This is a genomic window from Enterobacter sp. JS8-1 (genome assembly GCF_049187015.1).
Taxonomy (GTDB): Bacteria; Pseudomonadota; Gammaproteobacteria; order Enterobacterales; family Enterobacteriaceae; genus Enterobacter; species Enterobacter mori.
In genome coordinates, this window is record NZ_CP185805.1 from 3670404 (window position 1) to 3689618 (window position 19215).

Annotated in this window: 7 protein-coding genes; 5 read left to right on the forward strand and 2 right to left on the reverse strand. The window is 60.5% G+C overall.

The features are described 5' to 3' along the window. The first annotated feature begins 152 nt into the window (after positions 1-152). The 5 genes from ACOQH0_RS17465 to nudI all read left to right on the forward strand — a co-directional run bounded on the left by ACOQH0_RS17465 (position 153) and on the right by nudI (position 17073). Positions 153-11585 (forward strand): BapA/Bap/LapF family large adhesin, encoded by an 11433-nt coding sequence (locus ACOQH0_RS17465; protein ID WP_421510893.1) that lies wholly within the window; start codon positions 153-155, stop codon positions 11583-11585. 79 nt (positions 11586-11664) lie between these two features. Then, positions 11665-13068, forward strand: a complete 1404-nt coding sequence (locus ACOQH0_RS17470) for a TolC family outer membrane protein (protein WP_421510894.1) — start codon at positions 11665-11667, stop codon at positions 13066-13068. Continuing rightward, entirely contained in the window at positions 13065-15257 is a 2193-nt protein-coding gene (locus ACOQH0_RS17475; RefSeq protein WP_421510895.1) for a type I secretion system permease/ATPase, read from the forward strand. The genes ACOQH0_RS17470 and ACOQH0_RS17475 overlap by 4 nt, the downstream gene beginning before the upstream one ends. A gap of 10 nt (positions 15258-15267) precedes the next feature. Next, entirely contained in the window at positions 15268-16437 is a 1170-nt protein-coding gene (locus ACOQH0_RS17480; protein WP_421512368.1) for an HlyD family efflux transporter periplasmic adaptor subunit, read from the forward strand. Between the two features lie 210 nt (positions 16438-16647). Further along, positions 16648-17073: a nucleoside triphosphatase NudI gene (gene nudI / locus ACOQH0_RS17485; protein WP_174340974.1), complete on the forward strand. Its 426-nt coding sequence runs from the start codon at positions 16648-16650 to the stop codon at positions 17071-17073. 46 nt (positions 17074-17119) lie between these two features. Here nudI and ACOQH0_RS17490 read toward each other — a convergent pair whose 3' ends face one another. Both ACOQH0_RS17490 and ACOQH0_RS17495 read right to left on the reverse strand, forming a co-directional pair. Continuing rightward, entirely contained in the window at positions 17120-18301 is a 1182-nt protein-coding gene (locus ACOQH0_RS17490) for a PLP-dependent aminotransferase family protein (RefSeq protein ID WP_182945828.1), read from the reverse strand. A gap of 20 nt (positions 18302-18321) precedes the next feature. Further along, entirely contained in the window at positions 18322-19209 is an 888-nt protein-coding gene (locus ACOQH0_RS17495) for a LysR family transcriptional regulator (RefSeq protein ID WP_042715351.1), read from the reverse strand. Positions 19210-19215: the final 6 nt, after the last annotated feature.

The window sequence follows — 19215 nt, forward strand, 5'->3', positions numbered from 1 at the left end:
CTCTATATCCTGGCGGGCATCGTTCGCTCTAAAAAAAATACGGTGAGTACTGCTTAATTGCAGTGACTCCGCCGGGGGCGCGCTTTTCCCTTCATAAACAGATGGCTCATCTTGCACGCCGTTCACGACAACTCGTCTGGAGTAATGACTAAATGAGCCAAATCTCTGTTATATCGAAACTTACTGGCGTGGAAACCACCACAGAGGGCACCCAGGTTACGCTGAGCCATTCCTCTATCGTGGAGCTACACGTAGAGCGAACCGATATTTCTCATTTCGCCCGTAGCGGTAACGATCTGGTGGTGACGCTGCACTCCGGCGAGGTGATCACACTAAAAAACTTCTACGTCACGGATGCCCAGGGCGTGAGCCAGCTGGTCCTGGAAGAGAGTGACGGCGCGCTGTGGTGGATTGAAGACCCTACCGGGGCCGCCACATACGAATCAATCGCCTCCACGGACGTATTACTTGCCGCGTCAGGGAGTGATGCAGGCGGTGCCGCCGTCTGGCCATGGGTGCTGGGTGGTCTTGCGGTAGCGGGTGGGATTGCCATCGCGGCGGGCACCGGCGGAGGAGGTGGCGGTGACGATGATGACAACAGCAACCCCGGCAATCCGGGCACGCCGACGGATCCCGATACCACGGCGCCAACCGCGCCAACCAACTTACAGTTCTCCGACGATGGCAAAACCGTCACGGGTACCGCGGAGCCGGGCAGCACCGTCACGCTAAAAGATGCCGACGGTAACGTGGTCGGCACCGGAAAAACGGGCAATGATGGCAAATTTACCATCGTGCTGGATAAGCCCCTGACCAACGGCGAGGTGATCACCGCTACCGCGACGGATTCATCCGGTAATACCAGCCAGGCCGGGCACGTCACCGCGCCCGATACCACCGCACCGGATGCGCCCACCAATCTGCAGGTATCGGATGACGGCACCACCGTCACGGGTCGCGCTGAACCGGGCAGCACCGTCACGTTAAAAGATGCCGACGGCAACGTGGTCGGCACCGGGAAAGCAGGCAGCGATGGCACATTCACAATTGAACTGGGTAAACCGCTGACCAACGGCGAGCAGCTTACCGCCACCGCGACGGACACCGCGGGCAACACCAGCCAGCCTGGTCAGGTCACCGCTCCAGACTCCACCGCGCCAGATGCGCCAAACCTTCTCATCGTAAACGATAATGTCGGCACGGAAACGGGCCCGCTGGACAATGGCCAGCGCACTGACGACGCCCGCCCTACCCTCAGCGGCATTGGCGAAGCCGGAACCACCCTCACCATTTACGATAACGGCACCCAGATCGGCACCACCAAAGTGGATGCTAACGGCAACTGGAGCTTTACCCCAGCAGGCAATCTCGCCAACGGAAGCCACACCATCACGACCACGGCAACCGATGCGGCGGGCAACACCAGCGCGCCATCGACCGCCGTGACCTTTATCGTCGATACCGTCGCCCCGACGGCGCCAATCGTCATCAGCGTTGTTGATGATGTCGCCCCCATTACCGGTACGCTGGGCAATGGCAGCAGTACCAACGATCCGCGGCCACAGCTCACCGGTACCGCAGAAGCAAGCTCGACCGTCACCATTTATGACGGCACCATCGCGATCGGTACCGCCGTGGTAGCCGCTAACGGAAGCTGGACGTTTACGCCCTCCGTGAACCTCAGCGAAGGCAGCCATCAGCTGACCGTGCGTGCCACCGACGTCGCAGGCAACATCGGCCCAGCCTCCCCGGCGTTTACCCTTACCGTGGATCTCACTGCCCCGTCTACGCCGTCTGCATTCGTGGTTAATGATGATACCGGAGGCCTCAAAGGTGCCATCAGCGCAGGACAGTTTACGGATGCCTCACAGCCGCGTCTGACGGGCAGAGGTGAACCTGGCAGCACCATTACCGTTTACGATAACGGCGCGCTCGTAGGGACTGCCACGGTGCAGCCTAACGGCACATGGAGCCTGACCCCGACATCACCTCTTGCAGAAGGCGCGCACTCGATTACGGTGCGTGAAACCGATGCGGCAGGCAACCAGAGCGGCCTGTCTCAGCCGATTAATTTCATCGTTGACACCACACCGCCGGATCAACCCGTCATTTCTCTGAACCCGGCTGGCACGCAGATTACCGGCACCGCCGAGCCCAACAGCAGCATTGTGATCACCAACAGCGACGGAGACGTCATTGGCCGTACGACCACGGACGGCAACGGTAACTTTGTTGCCCCGCTTACCCCTGCGCAAACCAACGGCCAGCTGATCTCCGTGGTGGCGTCTGACGCTGCAGGTAACCAGAGCACGCCAGCGATCGCTACCGCGGCCGATACCACCCCGCCAGCCCTGCCCGGCAACCTCGTGGTGTCCGACGATGGTCAAAGCGTCAGCGGGACGGCAGAACCGGGCAGTACCGTCACCATTAAAGCCCCGGATGGCACAGTCATCGGCGAAACGACAGCCAATGGGGACGGGACCTTTAGCACGCCAATCAGCCCGGCCCAGACAAACGGCGAAGTGCTGACAGTTATCGCAACCGATGACAGCGGTAACGTTAGCCTGCCGGCTACGGCCACTGCACCTGATTCGACGCCACCTCTCGCGCCGGATAACGTCGTCGTGTCCGGTGACGGCACAACGGTCACGGGCACCGCTGAACCGGGCAGTACGGTGACTATTCGTGAAGGTAACGTCACGGTGGGTCAAGGCAAAGCCAATGATGACGGTAGCTTCAGCGTCACGCTCACGCCGCCAAAAGCCAACGGCGAAAGTTTGACCGCAGATGCCACCGACGCCGCAGGCAACACGGGGCCAACAACCCCTACCGTTGCGCCGGACATCACGCCTGCGCAAACGCCGGTGATTATTTCCGTGGTGGATGATGTGCAGGCCACCACGGGTCCTGTCGCCCAGAATGGCCTCACTAACGACCGGACGCCTACCATCAACGGGACGGGTGAACCCGGTACAACCATTACCGTTACCAGCGGCAGCACCGTCATCGGTACCGTGACCGTTCCGGCGTCCGGCGAATGGAGCATTACCCCAACCGCACCGCTGCCTGATGGCGGTTACGTCCTGACGGCAACGGCAGTCGATGGAGCAGGTAACCCGAGCGGATCCTCAAATCCCTGGAGCATCACCGTTGATGGCACTGCGCCGGTCGCACCGGTCATTACGCAGGTCGTGGATGATGCCCCTGGACGCACCGGCCCGCTCGATACCGGTGAAACGACAAACGACGCCACCCCGACGCTCAACGGCACCGCCGAGCCGGGTTCAACGGTCACCATTCGTCTTGATGGCAACGCCATTGGTACCGCGCTGGTCGACAGCAACGGTGCGTGGACCTTCACGCCCACAACGCCGTTGAGCGAGGGGCCGCATACCCTGACCGCCGTCACCACCGACGCGGCGGGTAACACCAGCCCGTCATCCGGCGGCTTTACGCTGACGGTCGACGTTACGCCACCGGTGGCGGCCACTATTGAGACAGCGCTGGATAACGTGGGTCCGGTGCAGAACCCGCTTCAGGACGGTGATACGACGGACGACACCCAGCCTCAGCTGCAGGGGACGGCACCGGCGGACACCATCATCACGCTTTATGACGGTAATACCCTGCTCGGCACGGCGACTGTAACGGGGGGAACATGGACCTTCACGCCAACCACCCCGTTAACCAACGGCCCACACTCCCTGACGGTGCACGCCACGGATGATGCCGGTAATACGACGATTTCGCCTCCGTTCGTGCTCACCATTGATACCATCGCGCCTGATACACCGGCGATACCGGATATCACCGTAAACCCGGACGGCAGCACGCCGGGTACCGCACTGAACCCGGGTGAAACGACCCGCGATACCACGCCAACCCTGAGTGGAACGGGCAACCCGGGTGACGTGGTGAATATTTATGATGGCACGACCAAAATCGGCGAATCTCTGGTGGACGGTGACGGTAACTGGACCTGGACGCCGAACCCACCGCTGGGTAACGGGACCTACGATCTCTCCCTGACGGTCACCAATCAGGATGGCGCAGGCAACGAAAGCGCCCCGTCCACCCCGGTGACGATCACCATTGATACTGAAGCCCCTCTGGCCCCAACGGTGCCGGTCGTGACCGACAGCGTGAGCCAGATCACCGGCCCCGTAGCCGACGGCGAAACCACCAACGATCCGCGCCCGGTATTGAGCGGAACAGGTACGCCAAACGATGTGATCACCATCTATGACAGCCGCGATGGCGGCACAACGACGACAGCCGTAGGCACGGTGACGGTAGACGGAAACGGCAACTGGAGCTGGCGCCCTGATAGCAACATTGGGGAAGGCACGCATGAATATACCGCCACGGCCACCGATGAGGCGGGCAACGAATCAGATCCGTCAACCGGCATCACCATTACGGTAGACACGATCGCGCCCGATACACCGGCGATCTCGGCCATCGGTGGTGCACAAAACGGTGGTTCTACGACGGATAACACCCCAACGATCGGCGGAACCGGTCCTGACGGTGAAACGGCGATCATTTACAACAACGGTGTTGAACTGGCGCGCGTGGATATCGTCAATGGCCAATGGACATACACGCTTCCGACGGCCCAAACAGACGGCCCGCTGAATATTACCGTTGCGGCAGTGGATAGCGCAGGTAACGTCAGTGCGCCAGGCCCGGTCTTTACCGTGACGATCGATACGCAGGCTCCCGCGACGCCAGCTATCGACGCGGTTTCTGATAGCCAGCTGACAAACGGTACCCTCTATACGCGCGACGGCACCCCGGCTCTCAGCGGTACCGGCGAGCCGGGCTCAACAATCATCGTTTCAGTGGATGGGACGCCATCAACCATTACCGTAACGGTTCCTCAAAACGGTATCTGGACGTGGACCGCCGACAGCACCTTACCTGATGGCCCGCACACCTTCTCGGTCTCATCCCGCGATCCCGCAGGCAATATTTCGGGTAGCTCTCCGAACCTGGCGGTAACCGTCGATACGGGTATTCCGGCAGACCCAGCCAACCTCGCCCTTACTCAGCAAGGCACCCCGCTTACCGGGACCGCTGAAGCGGGAGCCACCATCACCGTGTATGCCGCAGACGGTACGACTGTCCTCGGCACCGGCGTTGCCACCGGTGGCAATTTCTCCATTGCGCTCAGCCCGGCACAGCTGGATGCCACCACGCTGAAGGTGACCGCCACGGATGCAGCGGGGAACACCAGCCCAGGTGCAAGCTTTGTCGTCACCGACTCGCCGCTGGACCTTCCGGACGTACCGGTCATTACGGCTATTACCGATAACGTTGGACCGGTCACGGGCAATGTGAAAGACAAAACCTCTGATGACACCTCGCCTACGCTGACCGGGACAGCAGAACCTAACGCCGTCATCACGATTTATCAGGATGGCGTACTGGCAGTGCCGCCAACCGTGGTTGCGGATGGAAGCGGCAACTGGAGTTACACCCCGCTCTTCCCGTTGACAGCAGGTCCACATACCTTTGAAGTCACCGCGACGGATATTGTTAGCGGCGAAACCAGCGGACGCTCTCCTGCCGCAACCGTCACCATTGACCTGACCGCACCCGACACACCGGCTATCGGCTCCATCATTGATGACGTCGGTCCGGGCATTGGGCCATTGAGCGACGGCCAGACCACCAACGATAACCGCCCAACACTGAACGGCGTGGGGAACGTGGGTGATACGATTACCATTTACAATAACGGTACTCCGTTAGGCAGCGTGGTCGTCGGCTCAACGGGCACATGGACCTACACCCCGCCAGCGCTGGCTGATGGCGATCATACCCTGACGGTCCGGGCCACCGATCCGGCGGGCAACGCGAGCGGAATCTCTACGGGCATCACCATCACCGTTGACACCGTCTCCACGACGCCGGTGATCACCAGCGTGACCGACGACGCGGGGAATGCCGCGACCGTAGTGCCTAACGGTGCGCCAACCAACGACGCCACGCCAACCCTGACCGGGACGGCGGAAGCGGGCAGTGTCGTCGTTATTTATGATGGCACAACGCAGATCGGTATCGTGGCAGCAGACAGCGTCACCGGCGCATGGACCTTTACGCCTGAAACCGCCCTCGTGGAAGGCTCTCACTCCTTCACCGTCAAAGCCACCGATCCGCAGGGCAACGTGAGCCAGACCTCCAACGCCTGGAGCGTTGACATCGACCTGACGGCGCCAACGGTGCCGACGCTCGATACGGTTAACGACAACGTGGCGGGCGGCGTGACCGGTAACCTGACCGCCGGCCAGGTCACCAACGACAATACGCCGACGCTGAGCGGGACCGGTGCGCTGGGCAGTACAATCCACATTCTGAATAATGGGGTGGAGATTGGTACCACCACGGTAGACAGCAACGGCAACTGGACCTTTACGCCTGGCACTGCGCTTGGCGATGGCAACTATAACATTCGCGTCAACGCCACGGATGCCGTAGGCAACGTCTCGGCTAACTCTCCGGTATTCGCCTTCACCGTGGATACCGCAGGCCCTGACGCGCCGGTTGTAACGACTGTCATTGACGATGTCGGGCCGGTCACCGGGACGCTCCTCACCGGCAACAGCACCAACGATGCGCGCCCAACCTTCAACGGCACGGGCGAAGTCGGTGCGACGGTTCACGTGATTGTGGATGGCACTGAAATTGGCACCGCCGTGGTGAACGCTCAGGGGAACTGGACCTTTACCCCGGGCACGGCGCTTGGTGAAGGGCTGCACGCCATCACCTTCAACGCCACCGATACGGCGGGTAACACCGGCGCCACCTCGCCAGCGTTTAACCTGACGGTGGATACCGTTGCACCGCTGGCACCGGTCTTTACGCCAGCAACGGATAACCAGGGTACCGTTCTCAACCCACTCACCTCGGGGCAAAGTACCGACGACACCACGCCAACGCTGAACGGAACCGCAGCGGCCAACGCCACTATCACCCTTTATGAAAATGGTCAGCAGGTCGGAACCGTTCAGGCCAACGGTAGTGGCGTATGGAGCTTCACACCTGCTAACCCACTCAGCAGCGGCAGCCATACCTGGACCGCCACGGCAACCGACGCGGCAGGCAACGTCAGCCCGGCTTCACCGGCCTTTACGCTGATTGTCGATACCACTCCACCGAACGCGCCGGTTATCTCGCAGGCTATCGATGATGTCGGCACGGTGACGGGCGCGCTTGGCTCAGGGCAAAGCACCGACGACACCGTACCGCGTCTTGTGGGCACCAGCGAGCCGTTTGCTACGGTGAACATCTATGAAGGCACAACGCTTGTCGGCACGGGCACTGCAGACGCCAGCGGCAACTGGAGTATCTTGCTCAACACGACGCTGGCGACTGGCCCGCACAGCTTTACGGCACAAGCCACCGATGCGGCGGGCAATACCAGCGCGTCATCAGCCACCTTCACGCTGACCATCGACACCACGCCGCCAGCGCTGCCGGTGCTGACAAGCATCACGGATGACGTCGGTAACGCTGCCACGCCAATCGCCAACGGTGGCTTAACCAACGATGCGCAGCCGACGCTCACGGGCACGGCAGAAGCGGGCTCGACGGTGAAAATCTTCGATAACGGCGTGCAGATAGGCAGCGTCGTTGCGACCGGCGGAAACTGGAGCTTTACCCCTTCTCCGGCGCTGGGCGACGGCTCGCACAGCCTGACCTTCTCGGCGACCGATTCGGTAGGTAACGCCAGTGCGCAAACCCCAGGGTATGTGATTAACGTTGACGCAACCGCGCCAACCGCGCCGGTTATCAGCTCTGTTGTCGATGACGTGGGCACCGTCACCGGTCCGGTGACGGGCAGCAACCCGACCAACGACACGCGCCCTACGCTCAACGGCACCGCGGAAGCCAACGCCACCGTTCGCATCTATGACGGTACGACGCTCGTGGGTTCCGTGACGGCGGATGCCAACGGGAACTGGACGCTACCGCAAACCAGCACCACGCTGGCGGAGGGGCAACATAACTTCACCGCCACGGCGACCGATGCCGCAGGCAACACCAGCGCGCCATCGTCGGTCACCACCATCACCGTTGACCTGACGCCGCCAGCGGTTCCTTCCGGCCTGGCGGTGATCACCAACGGGACGCACGTCACCGGTACCGCCGAAGCGGGCAGCACGGTTACCATCACCACCAGCACCGGTACGGTCCTCGGTACGGCGGTAGCGGACGGTAGCGGCAACTTTAACGCCACGATCTCCCCCGCGCAGACGGGAGGAGAGTCGCTGGTGGTCTACGCCACCGACAAAGCCGGAAACGCCGGTGTGAGCGCATCGGTTACTGCGCCGTTCACGACGCTGCCGAACGCGCCGGTAATCGCCACTATTACCGACAACGTCGGTACGGTCACCGGTAATCTGACCAACGGTAAAACGACCGATGACACCACGCCAACCCTGAGCGGAACGGCGCAGCCTAACGCTACCGTCACGCTCTACAATAATGGCGTCGCAATGGGCAGCGTTGTCGCCGACGGATCAGGCAACTGGACCTTCACCACTCCGGCGATGAGCGAAGGCTCCCATGCGTTTACTGCCACCGCGAGTAACGGCTCGGGAACCGGTCCGTTCTCTTCCGCCACGACGGTGATTGTCGACCTCACCGCGCCAAACACGCCAACCGGCAGCTTTAACGCCGACGGTAGCGTCCTGACGGGTAACGCCGAAGCGGGCAGCACCGTCACCATCCGTCTGGCAGATGGCAGCACGGTGACCACAACGGCAGGCAGCAACGGTACCTACAGCTATACCTTCCTCAATAAACAGACCGAAGGTCAGACGCTGCAGGTCACCGCGACCGATGCCGCAGGTAACGTTTCGCTGCCAGGATCGGCCCTCGCCCCGGTCGTGCCGCTGTCGGCCAGTAGCAACGTTGAAGAGTTGGACCTCACCACAACCGCAACGGTCACCAACTCGCAGTACAGCGATTATGGCTTCCTGCTGGTGGGCGCGCTGGGTAACGCGCTGACGCTGCTCGGCAATGACACCGCGCAGGTCGGCTTTACGGTGGGCAGCGGCGGCAGCGCGGACATCACCGTCAACGCCAACGCCACGGGTGCGGTGCTGTCGCTGCTCAATACCCTTGAACTGGTGGTGCAGCGGTTCGACAGCGTCAACAACACCTGGACAACGGTGGTGGATACCGGCCAGCCGCAGTTTGCCGATCTGCTCACGCTCGGGGCGACCGGCGTTTCGCTGAACCTGAACGGCCTGGCCAACGGTCAGTATCGCGTCCTGAGCTACAACACCAACCTGCTGGCGACGGGCTCTTACACCAGCATTGATGTGGGCGTGAAAGAGACCAGCGCAGGCACCGTCACCGGCGAAACCAGCCTGGGCGGCAACGTCATCCTCGACGTTGACCCGACTACCGGTAGCGATAACGCCCCGGCGGGCACCACGGTTACCGCCGTCACTAACGCGCTGGGGGTAACCACCAGCGTTACCGCCGACGGCACGGCAATTCAGGGGCAGTACGGTACGCTGACCATCAACCGCGACGGCAGCTACACCTATACCCTGACGAATACCAGCGCCTCGGTGATTGGCCGTACGGAGAACTTCACCTACACCATCTCCCACAACGGAACCAGCGCCTCGGCGAACCTGGTGCTGTCGCTGGGAACAGGCACGGCCACCAGCGGCATCGTGGCCGTGGATGACACCGCATCGCTGACCTTTGACACCACCGTGAGCGCCATTAACAACGGCACCTCGTCGCAGGGCGGCTTTACCGTGGTCGGGATTAACCTCGGTAATACCCTGGGCCTGAATCTGCTGGATGATTTGAGCAATCCGATCATCTACAGCGTGGAGGAAGGCACCACCCGCACCATGACCATTCAGGCCTCCGTGGGGGGCGTAGCGCTGGCCTCGGTGTTTGACCTGTACATCTATAAGTTCAACGACGCGACCCAAACCTTCGAGCAGATGCGCGTTCAGCCGGGCTGGCTGCGCGCGCCGCTGCTGGGCGGCACCTCATCCACGCTGACGCTGAATCTGCCGTCTGGGGAGTACCTCTTCCTCCTGAACACGGCGGCGGGGATCACCGCGCTGACGGCCTACACGCTGAACGTGCTGGAAGACCACGTCTATAGCGTGGCAAGCGTCGGTACCAGCACCACCGGGGATGTGCTGGCGGATGACGTCGCGCCATCCGGCACGCTGGTGACGGAAGTAAACGGCGTGGCGGTAAACAGCAGCGGCCTCACCACCATCGTGGGGGAATACGGCACGCTCTCCATTAACGCGTCCGGTCAGTACACCTACACCCTGAAGAGCGGCGTTGGCGCTGACCACATCAGCACGCCGGATACCTTCGTCTACACCATTACCGCGCCGAACGGTGCCAAAGATACGGCCTCGCTCAACATCACCCCAACCGCGCGGGCGATGGATGCGGTGAACGATGTCAGCACCGCGATGGACGTGACCTCGGTACACCATACGACGGCCTACTCGGATACAACCGTAGGGACGGCGAGCTGGAACGCCGCGCTGTTGGCATCAACCCAGGGTAGCGGAAACGGTACCTTCGTGGTGGATCCGAATACGGCCCTGCACAACGTGGTCTTGACCTTTAACGTCGCATCGCTCCTTTCTCTGGGCGGGTTGACGGTGGACTGGACGATAACCAATGGCGCGACCACCGTAAGAAGTGGTTCATTCAACGGCGGGCTGCTGCTGGGCGGCACAGCCACCATCAACCTGACGGGACTGGATCTGGATGCAGGTACCTATACGCTCAGCTATACCGGCAAAATGGGTCCACTGGCTGCGGGGAATATCACCATTACCCCAAGCGTCAGCGGCACCGCCTACTCCCTGACCCAGTTCGACTCTACCAGCGGTCACACCGTCAACGGCAACATCTTTGACGGCACCGACTCCGCCGGGGCAATGGATCAACTGCACTCGGTGGATACTCGCCTGAGCATCACAGGCTACAACGGCGTGACCACCACCCTGGATCCTTACACCGGCAGCACTGCGGTGAACATTGTGGGCCATTACGGCACGCTGGCGATTGCGGCAGACGGTCATTACACCTACAGCCTCAACGCCGGGGTATCGCTCTCAACCATCACCTCGAAGGAGGTCTTTAACTACACCCTGACCGACGCGACCGGTAAAACGGATACCGCCTCGCTGACCATCAATATGGCGCCGCAGTTCATCAGCTCTGAACACAACGACGTCATCACCGGTACGGCTTACGGCGATACGCTGATTTACCAGGTGCTGAACAGCACGGCAGGCAACGCAACGGCGGGGAACAGCGCGGGCGACCACTGGACCAACTTCTCACTGGCGCAGGGAGACAAGATCGACATTGGCGATCTGCTGGTGGGCTGGAACGGCAGCGCGTCGACGCTGGGTAACTATCTCACTGTTTCACAAAGCGGTGGCAATACTGTGATCTCCATCGACCGTGACGGTACGGGGGCCGCCTACACTAAATCTGCACTCGTTACGTTGGATAACGTTCAGACCACCTACGACGAGCTTGTTAACCAGCAGCACATCATTACCTGATAGCAACAGAACCACCTGACCCGGGCGCACAGCGCCCGGGCACAACAATAAAGCTGTACCATTTTATTAGGGACAAGACATGGGAAAGAAGATGCCTTACTGGTGGCTCTCGTGCTGCCTGATATCTGTGCCCGCTCTAGCTGCCAACCCGGCGGCAACGATCAATGCCGAACAACTCAGCGAAACGCAGGAACTCCCCTCTTTGAACGGCCGCGTGGCCCCGGTGGCCACGAAAGCCGCGCCCGGCACGCTGCAGCTGAGCGAAGCCGTAAACCGTGCCGTCACCTGGCACCCGGCCATCAGCGAAGCGGTAGGTAAACTCTACCAGCAGAGCGAAAACGTGGACGTCGCCAAATCGAAATACTATCCGCAAATCAATGCCGGAATGGAGAACGGCTATACCCACGACGGTGACGACAACGGCTTCACGCCATCGCTGGTGCTCTCCCTCTCGCAAATGCTCTACGACTTCGGCAAAGTGGCGAGCCAGGTGCGCGCCGAAAGCGCGGGCGTCGCCCAGCAGCAGGCTAACGTGCTCGTCAGCATTGACACCATCGCCCACGATACCGCCATCGCCATGGTGCAGGTTCAGACCTTGCAGCAGATGGTAGACACCGCCAAAGAGCAGCTTGATGCCCTCTCCTCTATCGGAAAGCTGACGAAGCTGCGCAATGACGAAGGGGCCACCTCTCTCTCTGACGTGGTGCAGACCGATGCCCGTATCGAAGGCGCGCGCGCCCAGCTGATGCAGTACCAGGCCAGCCTCGACAGCGCCCGCGCCACGCTGATGAGTTTTCTGGGCTGGGACAGCCTGAACGTCGTCAGCAACGACTTTCCCCAGAGCCTGGCCCGCAGCTGCGACATCGCCGAGCCGGACGATCGTCTGGTGCCCGCCGTGTTAGCGGCCTGGGCGCAGGCCAACGTCGCGCAGGCCAACCTTGACAATGCCAACGCGCAGATGACGCCGACCATTTCGCTTGAGCCGGAAGTGCGCCACTACCTTAACGACCGCTATGCGGGCAACGAAACGCGGGATCGCACCCAATACTCCGCCTGGGTCAAAGTGCAGATGCCGCTCTATCAGGGGGGCGGCCTGACCGCCCGACGCAATGCGGCCGGACATGCGGTCGAGTCGGCGCAGTCCACCATTCAGCGCACCCGCCTCGACGTGCGGCAAAAACTGCTCGAAGCGCGCAGCCAGGTAATGAGCCTGATGGCCACGCTGCAAATTCAGGGGCGTCAGGAAGCGCTCAGCGCCCGCACCCGCGAGCTGTATCAACAGCAGTATCTCAACCTCGGCTCGCGTCCGTTGCTCGACGTGTTAAACGCCGAACAGGAGGTTTATCAGGCGCGTTTCACTCAGCAGCAAACCGCCGGACAGCTGCATCAGCTTCAGCTCAACTGCCTGTACAACACCGGGCGCTTACGCCACGCGTTCGATCTTGATAACCGTACCATCCAGACCGTGGAGATCCAGCCATGAAGCAACGCGATATCCCGCAGGGTGAAAACATGACGGATGATGCGCTGGAACAGTGGGCACAGGCGTTTGGCTACGTGGCAACGCGTTATCGCGTAGCCTGTTCACCCGGCGCGCTGATGGCGGGTGCGCCGTGGCTGAAAGGTAAACCGATGGTGCCTGCCCTCACCCAGCTTGCGCGCGAGGCCGGACTGTCATTTGAGCTGCTGACGGCAGATCGGCAGTCCATCAATAGCTGGCGTTTGCCCGTCGTGGTGGAGCTGAGCGAGGGGAAAATCGGCGTCATTGAACATTTCGACGGCGAGGACACGCTTGAGGTCAGCTTTTTCGACGGCAACACGCACACCAACCGCCTGTCGATGACAGCCATGCTCCCGGCCATCCGCCATGTGATCGCCCTGCGTCCCCTGGCCGCCCTGAAGGACAGCCGGGTGGATGCCTATATCTCTAAATATCGCCCGGACTGGCTCTACCGGCTGGTGATGCGCGATCTGCGCCCCTATAGCTGGGTCATGCTCGCCGCGCTGTTTATCAACGTGCTGTCGCTTTCGGGGATCGTGTTTTCCATGCAGGTCTACGACCGGGTGATCCCGGCCCAGTCCTACCCGACGCTGTACGTTCTGACTATCGGGGTGCTGATCGCCACGCTGTTTGGTTTTGTGCTGCGCGTGGCGCGCGGGCACATTATGGATCTGCTGGGCAAGCGCTCGGATCTGCGCGTGTCGGATCGCGTCTTTGGCCATGCGCTACGACTGCGCAACAGCGCCATCCCCCGCTCCACCGGCAGCTTCATTTCCCAGCTGCGCGAGCTGGAGCAGATCCGCGAAATGGTCACCTCCTCTACCATTTCCACAATTGTTGACCTGCCTTTCTTCCTCCTGTTTGTGGTGGTGCTGGCGATCATCGCGCCGCAGCTGGCGTGGATCGCCCCGGTCGCGGCGGTGATCATGGTATTGCCCGGCCTGCTGCTGCAAAAGCGGCTGGCGGAGCTGGCGAAGCAGTCGGCACACGAATCCACCCTGCGCAACGCGGTGCTGGTGGAGAGCGTGCAGGGGCTGGAGGACATCAAATTGATGCAGGCGGAAAACCGCTTTTTGCAGCAGTGGAACAGCTATATCCAGATCACCGCGGAATCTGGCCTGCGCACCCGCGAGCTGACGCAGAACCTGATCAACTGGGGGATGACCATTCAAAGTCTGGTCTACGCAGGCGTCATCGTGGTCGGCGCGCCGATGGTGATCGACGGCACCCTGACCACTGGCTCGGTGGTCGCCGCCTCGATGCTGGCCTCCCGCATGATCGCTCCGATGGCGACGCTGTGCGGCGTGCTGGCCCGCTGGCAACAGGTGAAGGCCGCCAAAGAGGGGCTGGACAGCATTATGCAGCTTCCCACCGAAAACCAGCGCGAAGAGACACCGATCCGCCAGGACGTGCTGCGCGGCCATTACCTCTTCGAGCAGGCGCAGTTCCGCTATCACCCGGAGGATCCGCGCATGGCGCTGCGCATTAACCGTCTGGAGATCAAACCTGGCGAGAAAGTGGCGATCCTCGGGCGCAACGGCGCGGGCAAGTCAACCCTGCTGCAGGCGATGGCGGGCGGGATGGATCTGGCGGGCGGCGAGCTGCGGCTCGACAACTTCAGCCTGCCCCATCTCGACGTGGCGGACGTGCGGCGTAACGTCGGCTTTATGACCCAGAACGCGCGGCTGTTTTACGGCACCCTGCGCGAGAACATCACGCTGGGTATGCCGCGCGCCACCGATGAAGAGATTTTTGAAGTGCTGGAGATGTGCGGCGCGGCGAGCTTTGTGCAGAAGCTGCCGAAGGGGTTGGACTACCCGATTATGGAAAATGGCGTGGGGCTGTCCGGCGGGCAGCGGCAGTCCATTCTGCTGGCGCGCATGCTTCTGCGCGATCCGAATATCGTGCTGATGGACGAACCCACGGCGTCGCTTGACGAGCATACCGAGCGGGAATTTATCCAGCGCCTCAACGCCTGGCTCGGCAACCGCACGCTGGTTGTCGCCACCCACCGCGTGCCCGTGCTGGAGCTTGTTGAGCGCGTGGTGGTGTTGAAAGAAGGGATGCTGGTGATGGATGCGCCAAAAGCGCAGGCCCTGAGTAACAACCGCATGCAGCAACAGCAGGCAGCAACCGGACGGGAGTGGAAAAATGAAAATCAGTCAGCGTGATGTTGCCGCAATGGACGATCTGGATAACGCCCTCGACTCCGAAAGCGGCTACACCGGCGCGCGGCGGATTGTTGTGTTCTCCCTGCTGCTGTTTGTGGTGCTTGGCGTCTGGGCGTGGTACGGCATTCTGGATGAAGTTTCCACCGGAACCGGCAAAGTGATCCCCAGCTCGCGCGAGCAGGTTTTACAGTCGCTCGACGGCGGGATCCTGACGGAACTGAACGTGCACGAAGGGGATCAGGTTCAGGCTGGGCAGGTACTGGCGCGGCTCGATCCGACGCGGTCGGAATCGAACGTCGGCGAAAGCGCGGCACGCTACCGGGCATCGCTCGCCTCCAGCGTCCGGTTGTATGCCGAAGTGAACGATCTGCCGCTGAAATTCCCGCCTTCGCTGGCGAAATGGACGGATCTGATCGGGGCCGAAACGCGCCTTTATAACTCACGTCGCGCACAGCTTGAAGATACCCAGCGCGAGCTGCGCTCGGCATTAGATCTCGCCAATAAAGAGCTGGCGATCACCCAGCGGCTGGTCAAAACCGGTGCCGCCAGCCACGTGGAAGTGCTGCGTCTGCAGCGGCAGAAAAGCGATCTGGAACTCAAGCTGACCGACGTGCGCTCGCAGTATTACGTCCAGGCGCGCGAGGCGCTCTCCAAAGCCAACGCGGAGGTGGATATGGTTTCCGCCATTCTCAAAGGGCGTGAAGATTCGGTGACGCGTCTGACGGTGAAATCCCCGGTGCGCGGCATTGTGAAAAACATCAAAGTGACCACCATCGGCGGCGTGATCCCGCCGAACGGCGAGCTGATGGAGATCGTGCCGGTGGACGATCACCTGCTGATTGAAACCCGCCTGTCGCCGCGCGATATCGCCTTTATCCACCCTAATCAGGAAGCGCTGGTCAAAATCACCGCCTACGATTACGCGATTTATGGCGGGCTGCATGGCGTGGTGGAGACCATTTCACCGGATACCATCCAGGACGAAGCTAAGCCGGAAGTGTTCTATTACCGGGTATTTATCCGCACCAACCAGGATTACCTGGTGAATAAGGCGGGCAGGCACTTCTCGATTGTGCCGGGGATGATTGCGACGGTGGACATTAAGACCGGAGAGAAAACGGTGCTGGATTATATGATCAAGCCGTTTAACCGGGCGAAAGAGGCGCTGAGGGAGCGGTAGTCAATCGCCGGGTGGCGGCTCCGCCTTACCCGGCCTACATCCGCATGGAGTAAAAATTCGCTATGATTTTCTCCCTCTCCCTGTGGGAGAGGGCCGGGGTGAGGGCATAACAAAATGCAGAAAACCAAGGAGCGAGAATCGAACACCTCTAACATAACCATCACCCCCCAATCTGCTAAAGTAGCTCAAACTCATTTTCAGGAAGAAACCATGCGCCAACGTACTATTGTCTGCCCCATCATTCAGAACGACGGGGCCTATCTGCTGTGCAAAATGGCCGACGATCGCGGCGTATTTCCCGGCCAGTGGGCGCTGTCCGGTGGAGGGATGGAGCCGGGTGAAACGATGGAACAGGCGCTGCGCCGGGAAATCCGCGAGGAACTTGGCGACGCGCTGGAGATTACCGAGGTAAAACCCTGGACATTTCGTGATGACACTCGGGTGAAAACCTACGCCGACGGCACCACGGAAGAAATTTATATGATTTACCTGATCTTCGACTGCATCAGCGCCAACCGTGAGGTGACCTTCAACGAAGAGTTTCAGGAAATTGCCTGGGTTCGCCCGGCGTCCTTACAAGATTTGGATCTGAATGAAGCCACTCGTATGACATTTGCCCAGAAAGGGCTGCTGTAAGAAAGGCTTGCGCATAACGGCAGGAGCGCCATTATGCGCAGGTCTTTTACAGCGAGATTTTCAAACGTCGAACCGCTTCTTTCAACTGCTCATCCGTTGGCGTCACAAACGACATACGCAGCGTCGTATGGTCCGGTTCATTGCAGTAGAAGAACTCACCTGGTACAAACACCACGCCGTTGCTTAACGTCTTCTCCAGCCAGCGCGTGGTGTTCATGCCGTTGTTCATTTTCGCCCACAGGAACATGCCGCCCTTCGGCTTGTGGAACGACATCACATCGCCCAGCTCGGCCTCCAGCTCAGTGGCAAACGTCTGGTATTTCTGGCGATAGGCTTCGCGGATCATCTTAATCTGCCCCGCCAGACGACCGGTTTTCAGGTACTCATAGGTCATCAGCTGTGACAGCGTACTGGTGTGCAGATCGGTGGTTTGCTTCAGATTAACCACCGCACGTTTCAGCCACTCGGGGACCAGCACCCAGCCCACGCGGGTTCCCGGTGCGAGGATTTTAGAGAAGGTGGAGGTGTACACCACGTTCTCTTCATTGCCGATATCTTTGGCGTGAGCAATCAACGGGCGGAACACTTCGTCGGTGTAATTAATTTCGCTGTACGGGTCGTCTTCGATAATCACGAAATCATAACGTTTTGATAATTCCACCAGCTGTTTACGGCGCGCTTCGGAAAGCGTCACGCCGCCGGGGTTACCAAAGGTTGGAACGATATAGACCGCTTTGATGGCTTTCTTTGCCACCAGCGCTTCAAGCTCATCCACCTTCATACCATCGCCGTCGGTGCCGACGGATTCAAAGTTGGCCTGCGCCAGGCCGAAGACCTGCAGTGCGGCGAGATAGGTTGGACGCTCAACGACAACGGTGTCACCCGGGTTGATTAACGCACGCGCCAACACGTCAAGTGATTGCTGCGAGCCGGAAGTAATAACGACATCATCGGCCTTACAGGCGATACCGCGCCCCTCGCAGATGCGTTTAATTTCCTCGCGCAGCCCCGGGACGCCCTCCGTCAGGCCGTACTGGAACGCCTCGCCAAAATGCTGTGATAAGACGGAATCGGCAGCAATTTTAAGCCCTTCGTGATCGAACAGATCGGGATTAGGAATACCACCGCCCAGCGAAATCACCCCTGCCATTTTGCTATGTTTTAATAATTCACGGATGGCAGAGGATTGCAGGCCCTGCGCGCTGCTGGCGAGTTTGTTTGCAGACATTCTTTGATTACCTTCTTTTTTTATATTGTGCCCAATCTTAGCAGAATATGGGCGATAAATTCCGTAAGCTTAGGCAGTTGACGTAAATCCTGACGCCACAATAAATGCACCGGCCTCGGCGCGGGCGTGTACTGCTCCAGCACCCGCACCAGCCTGCCGCTTGCCAGCTCTTCCGCCACCAGCACCTCCGGTTGCAGCAGTAATCCTGCACCTGCCCGCGCCGCCATGCGTAATCCATAGCCATCGTTGCATCTTAAGATCGCATCCCGCTTCCAGCGCACTTCTCCTTCCATGCCCGGTAGCCGCCACTCGTTACGCGCGGTCCACACCGTGTGCGATAGACACAGATGATTCACCAGATCGGCAGGCGTCTGTGGCGTGCCGTAGCGCGCTAAATAGTCCGGCGCGGCGCAGATCACCATCCGGTAGGGGCAGAGGTACTTCGCTACCAGATCGTCGTTTTGAATGTCGCCAATGCGAATGGCCAGATCGACCCCTTCATCCACCAGATCGACCATTCGGTTGGTGAGATCCAGCTCCACACGCACCTCCGGATACCGCTGTAAATAGGTGGCGGTGAGCGGTGCAATCACACAGCCACCAAACGACGTCGGTGCCGTGACGCGCAACGTTCCGGCAGGCGCAGCACGCAGCCGCTCGACTGCATTTTCAGCAATGGAGACCTGCTCCAGCACCCGCTTCGCCTCCTCGAAATAGACGCGCCCGGCGTCGGTCAGGCTTTGACGGCGCGTGTTGCGCTCCAGCAGTCGCGTGCCGAGCTGGGTTTCCAGCAGGGCAATATACTTCCCCACCATCACCGCCGACATCTCCAGACGTGATGCAGCACCCGTAAAGCTACCGCTTTCCACCACCGCAATAAACGTCTCCATACCGCGAAGCTTATCCATATTCCG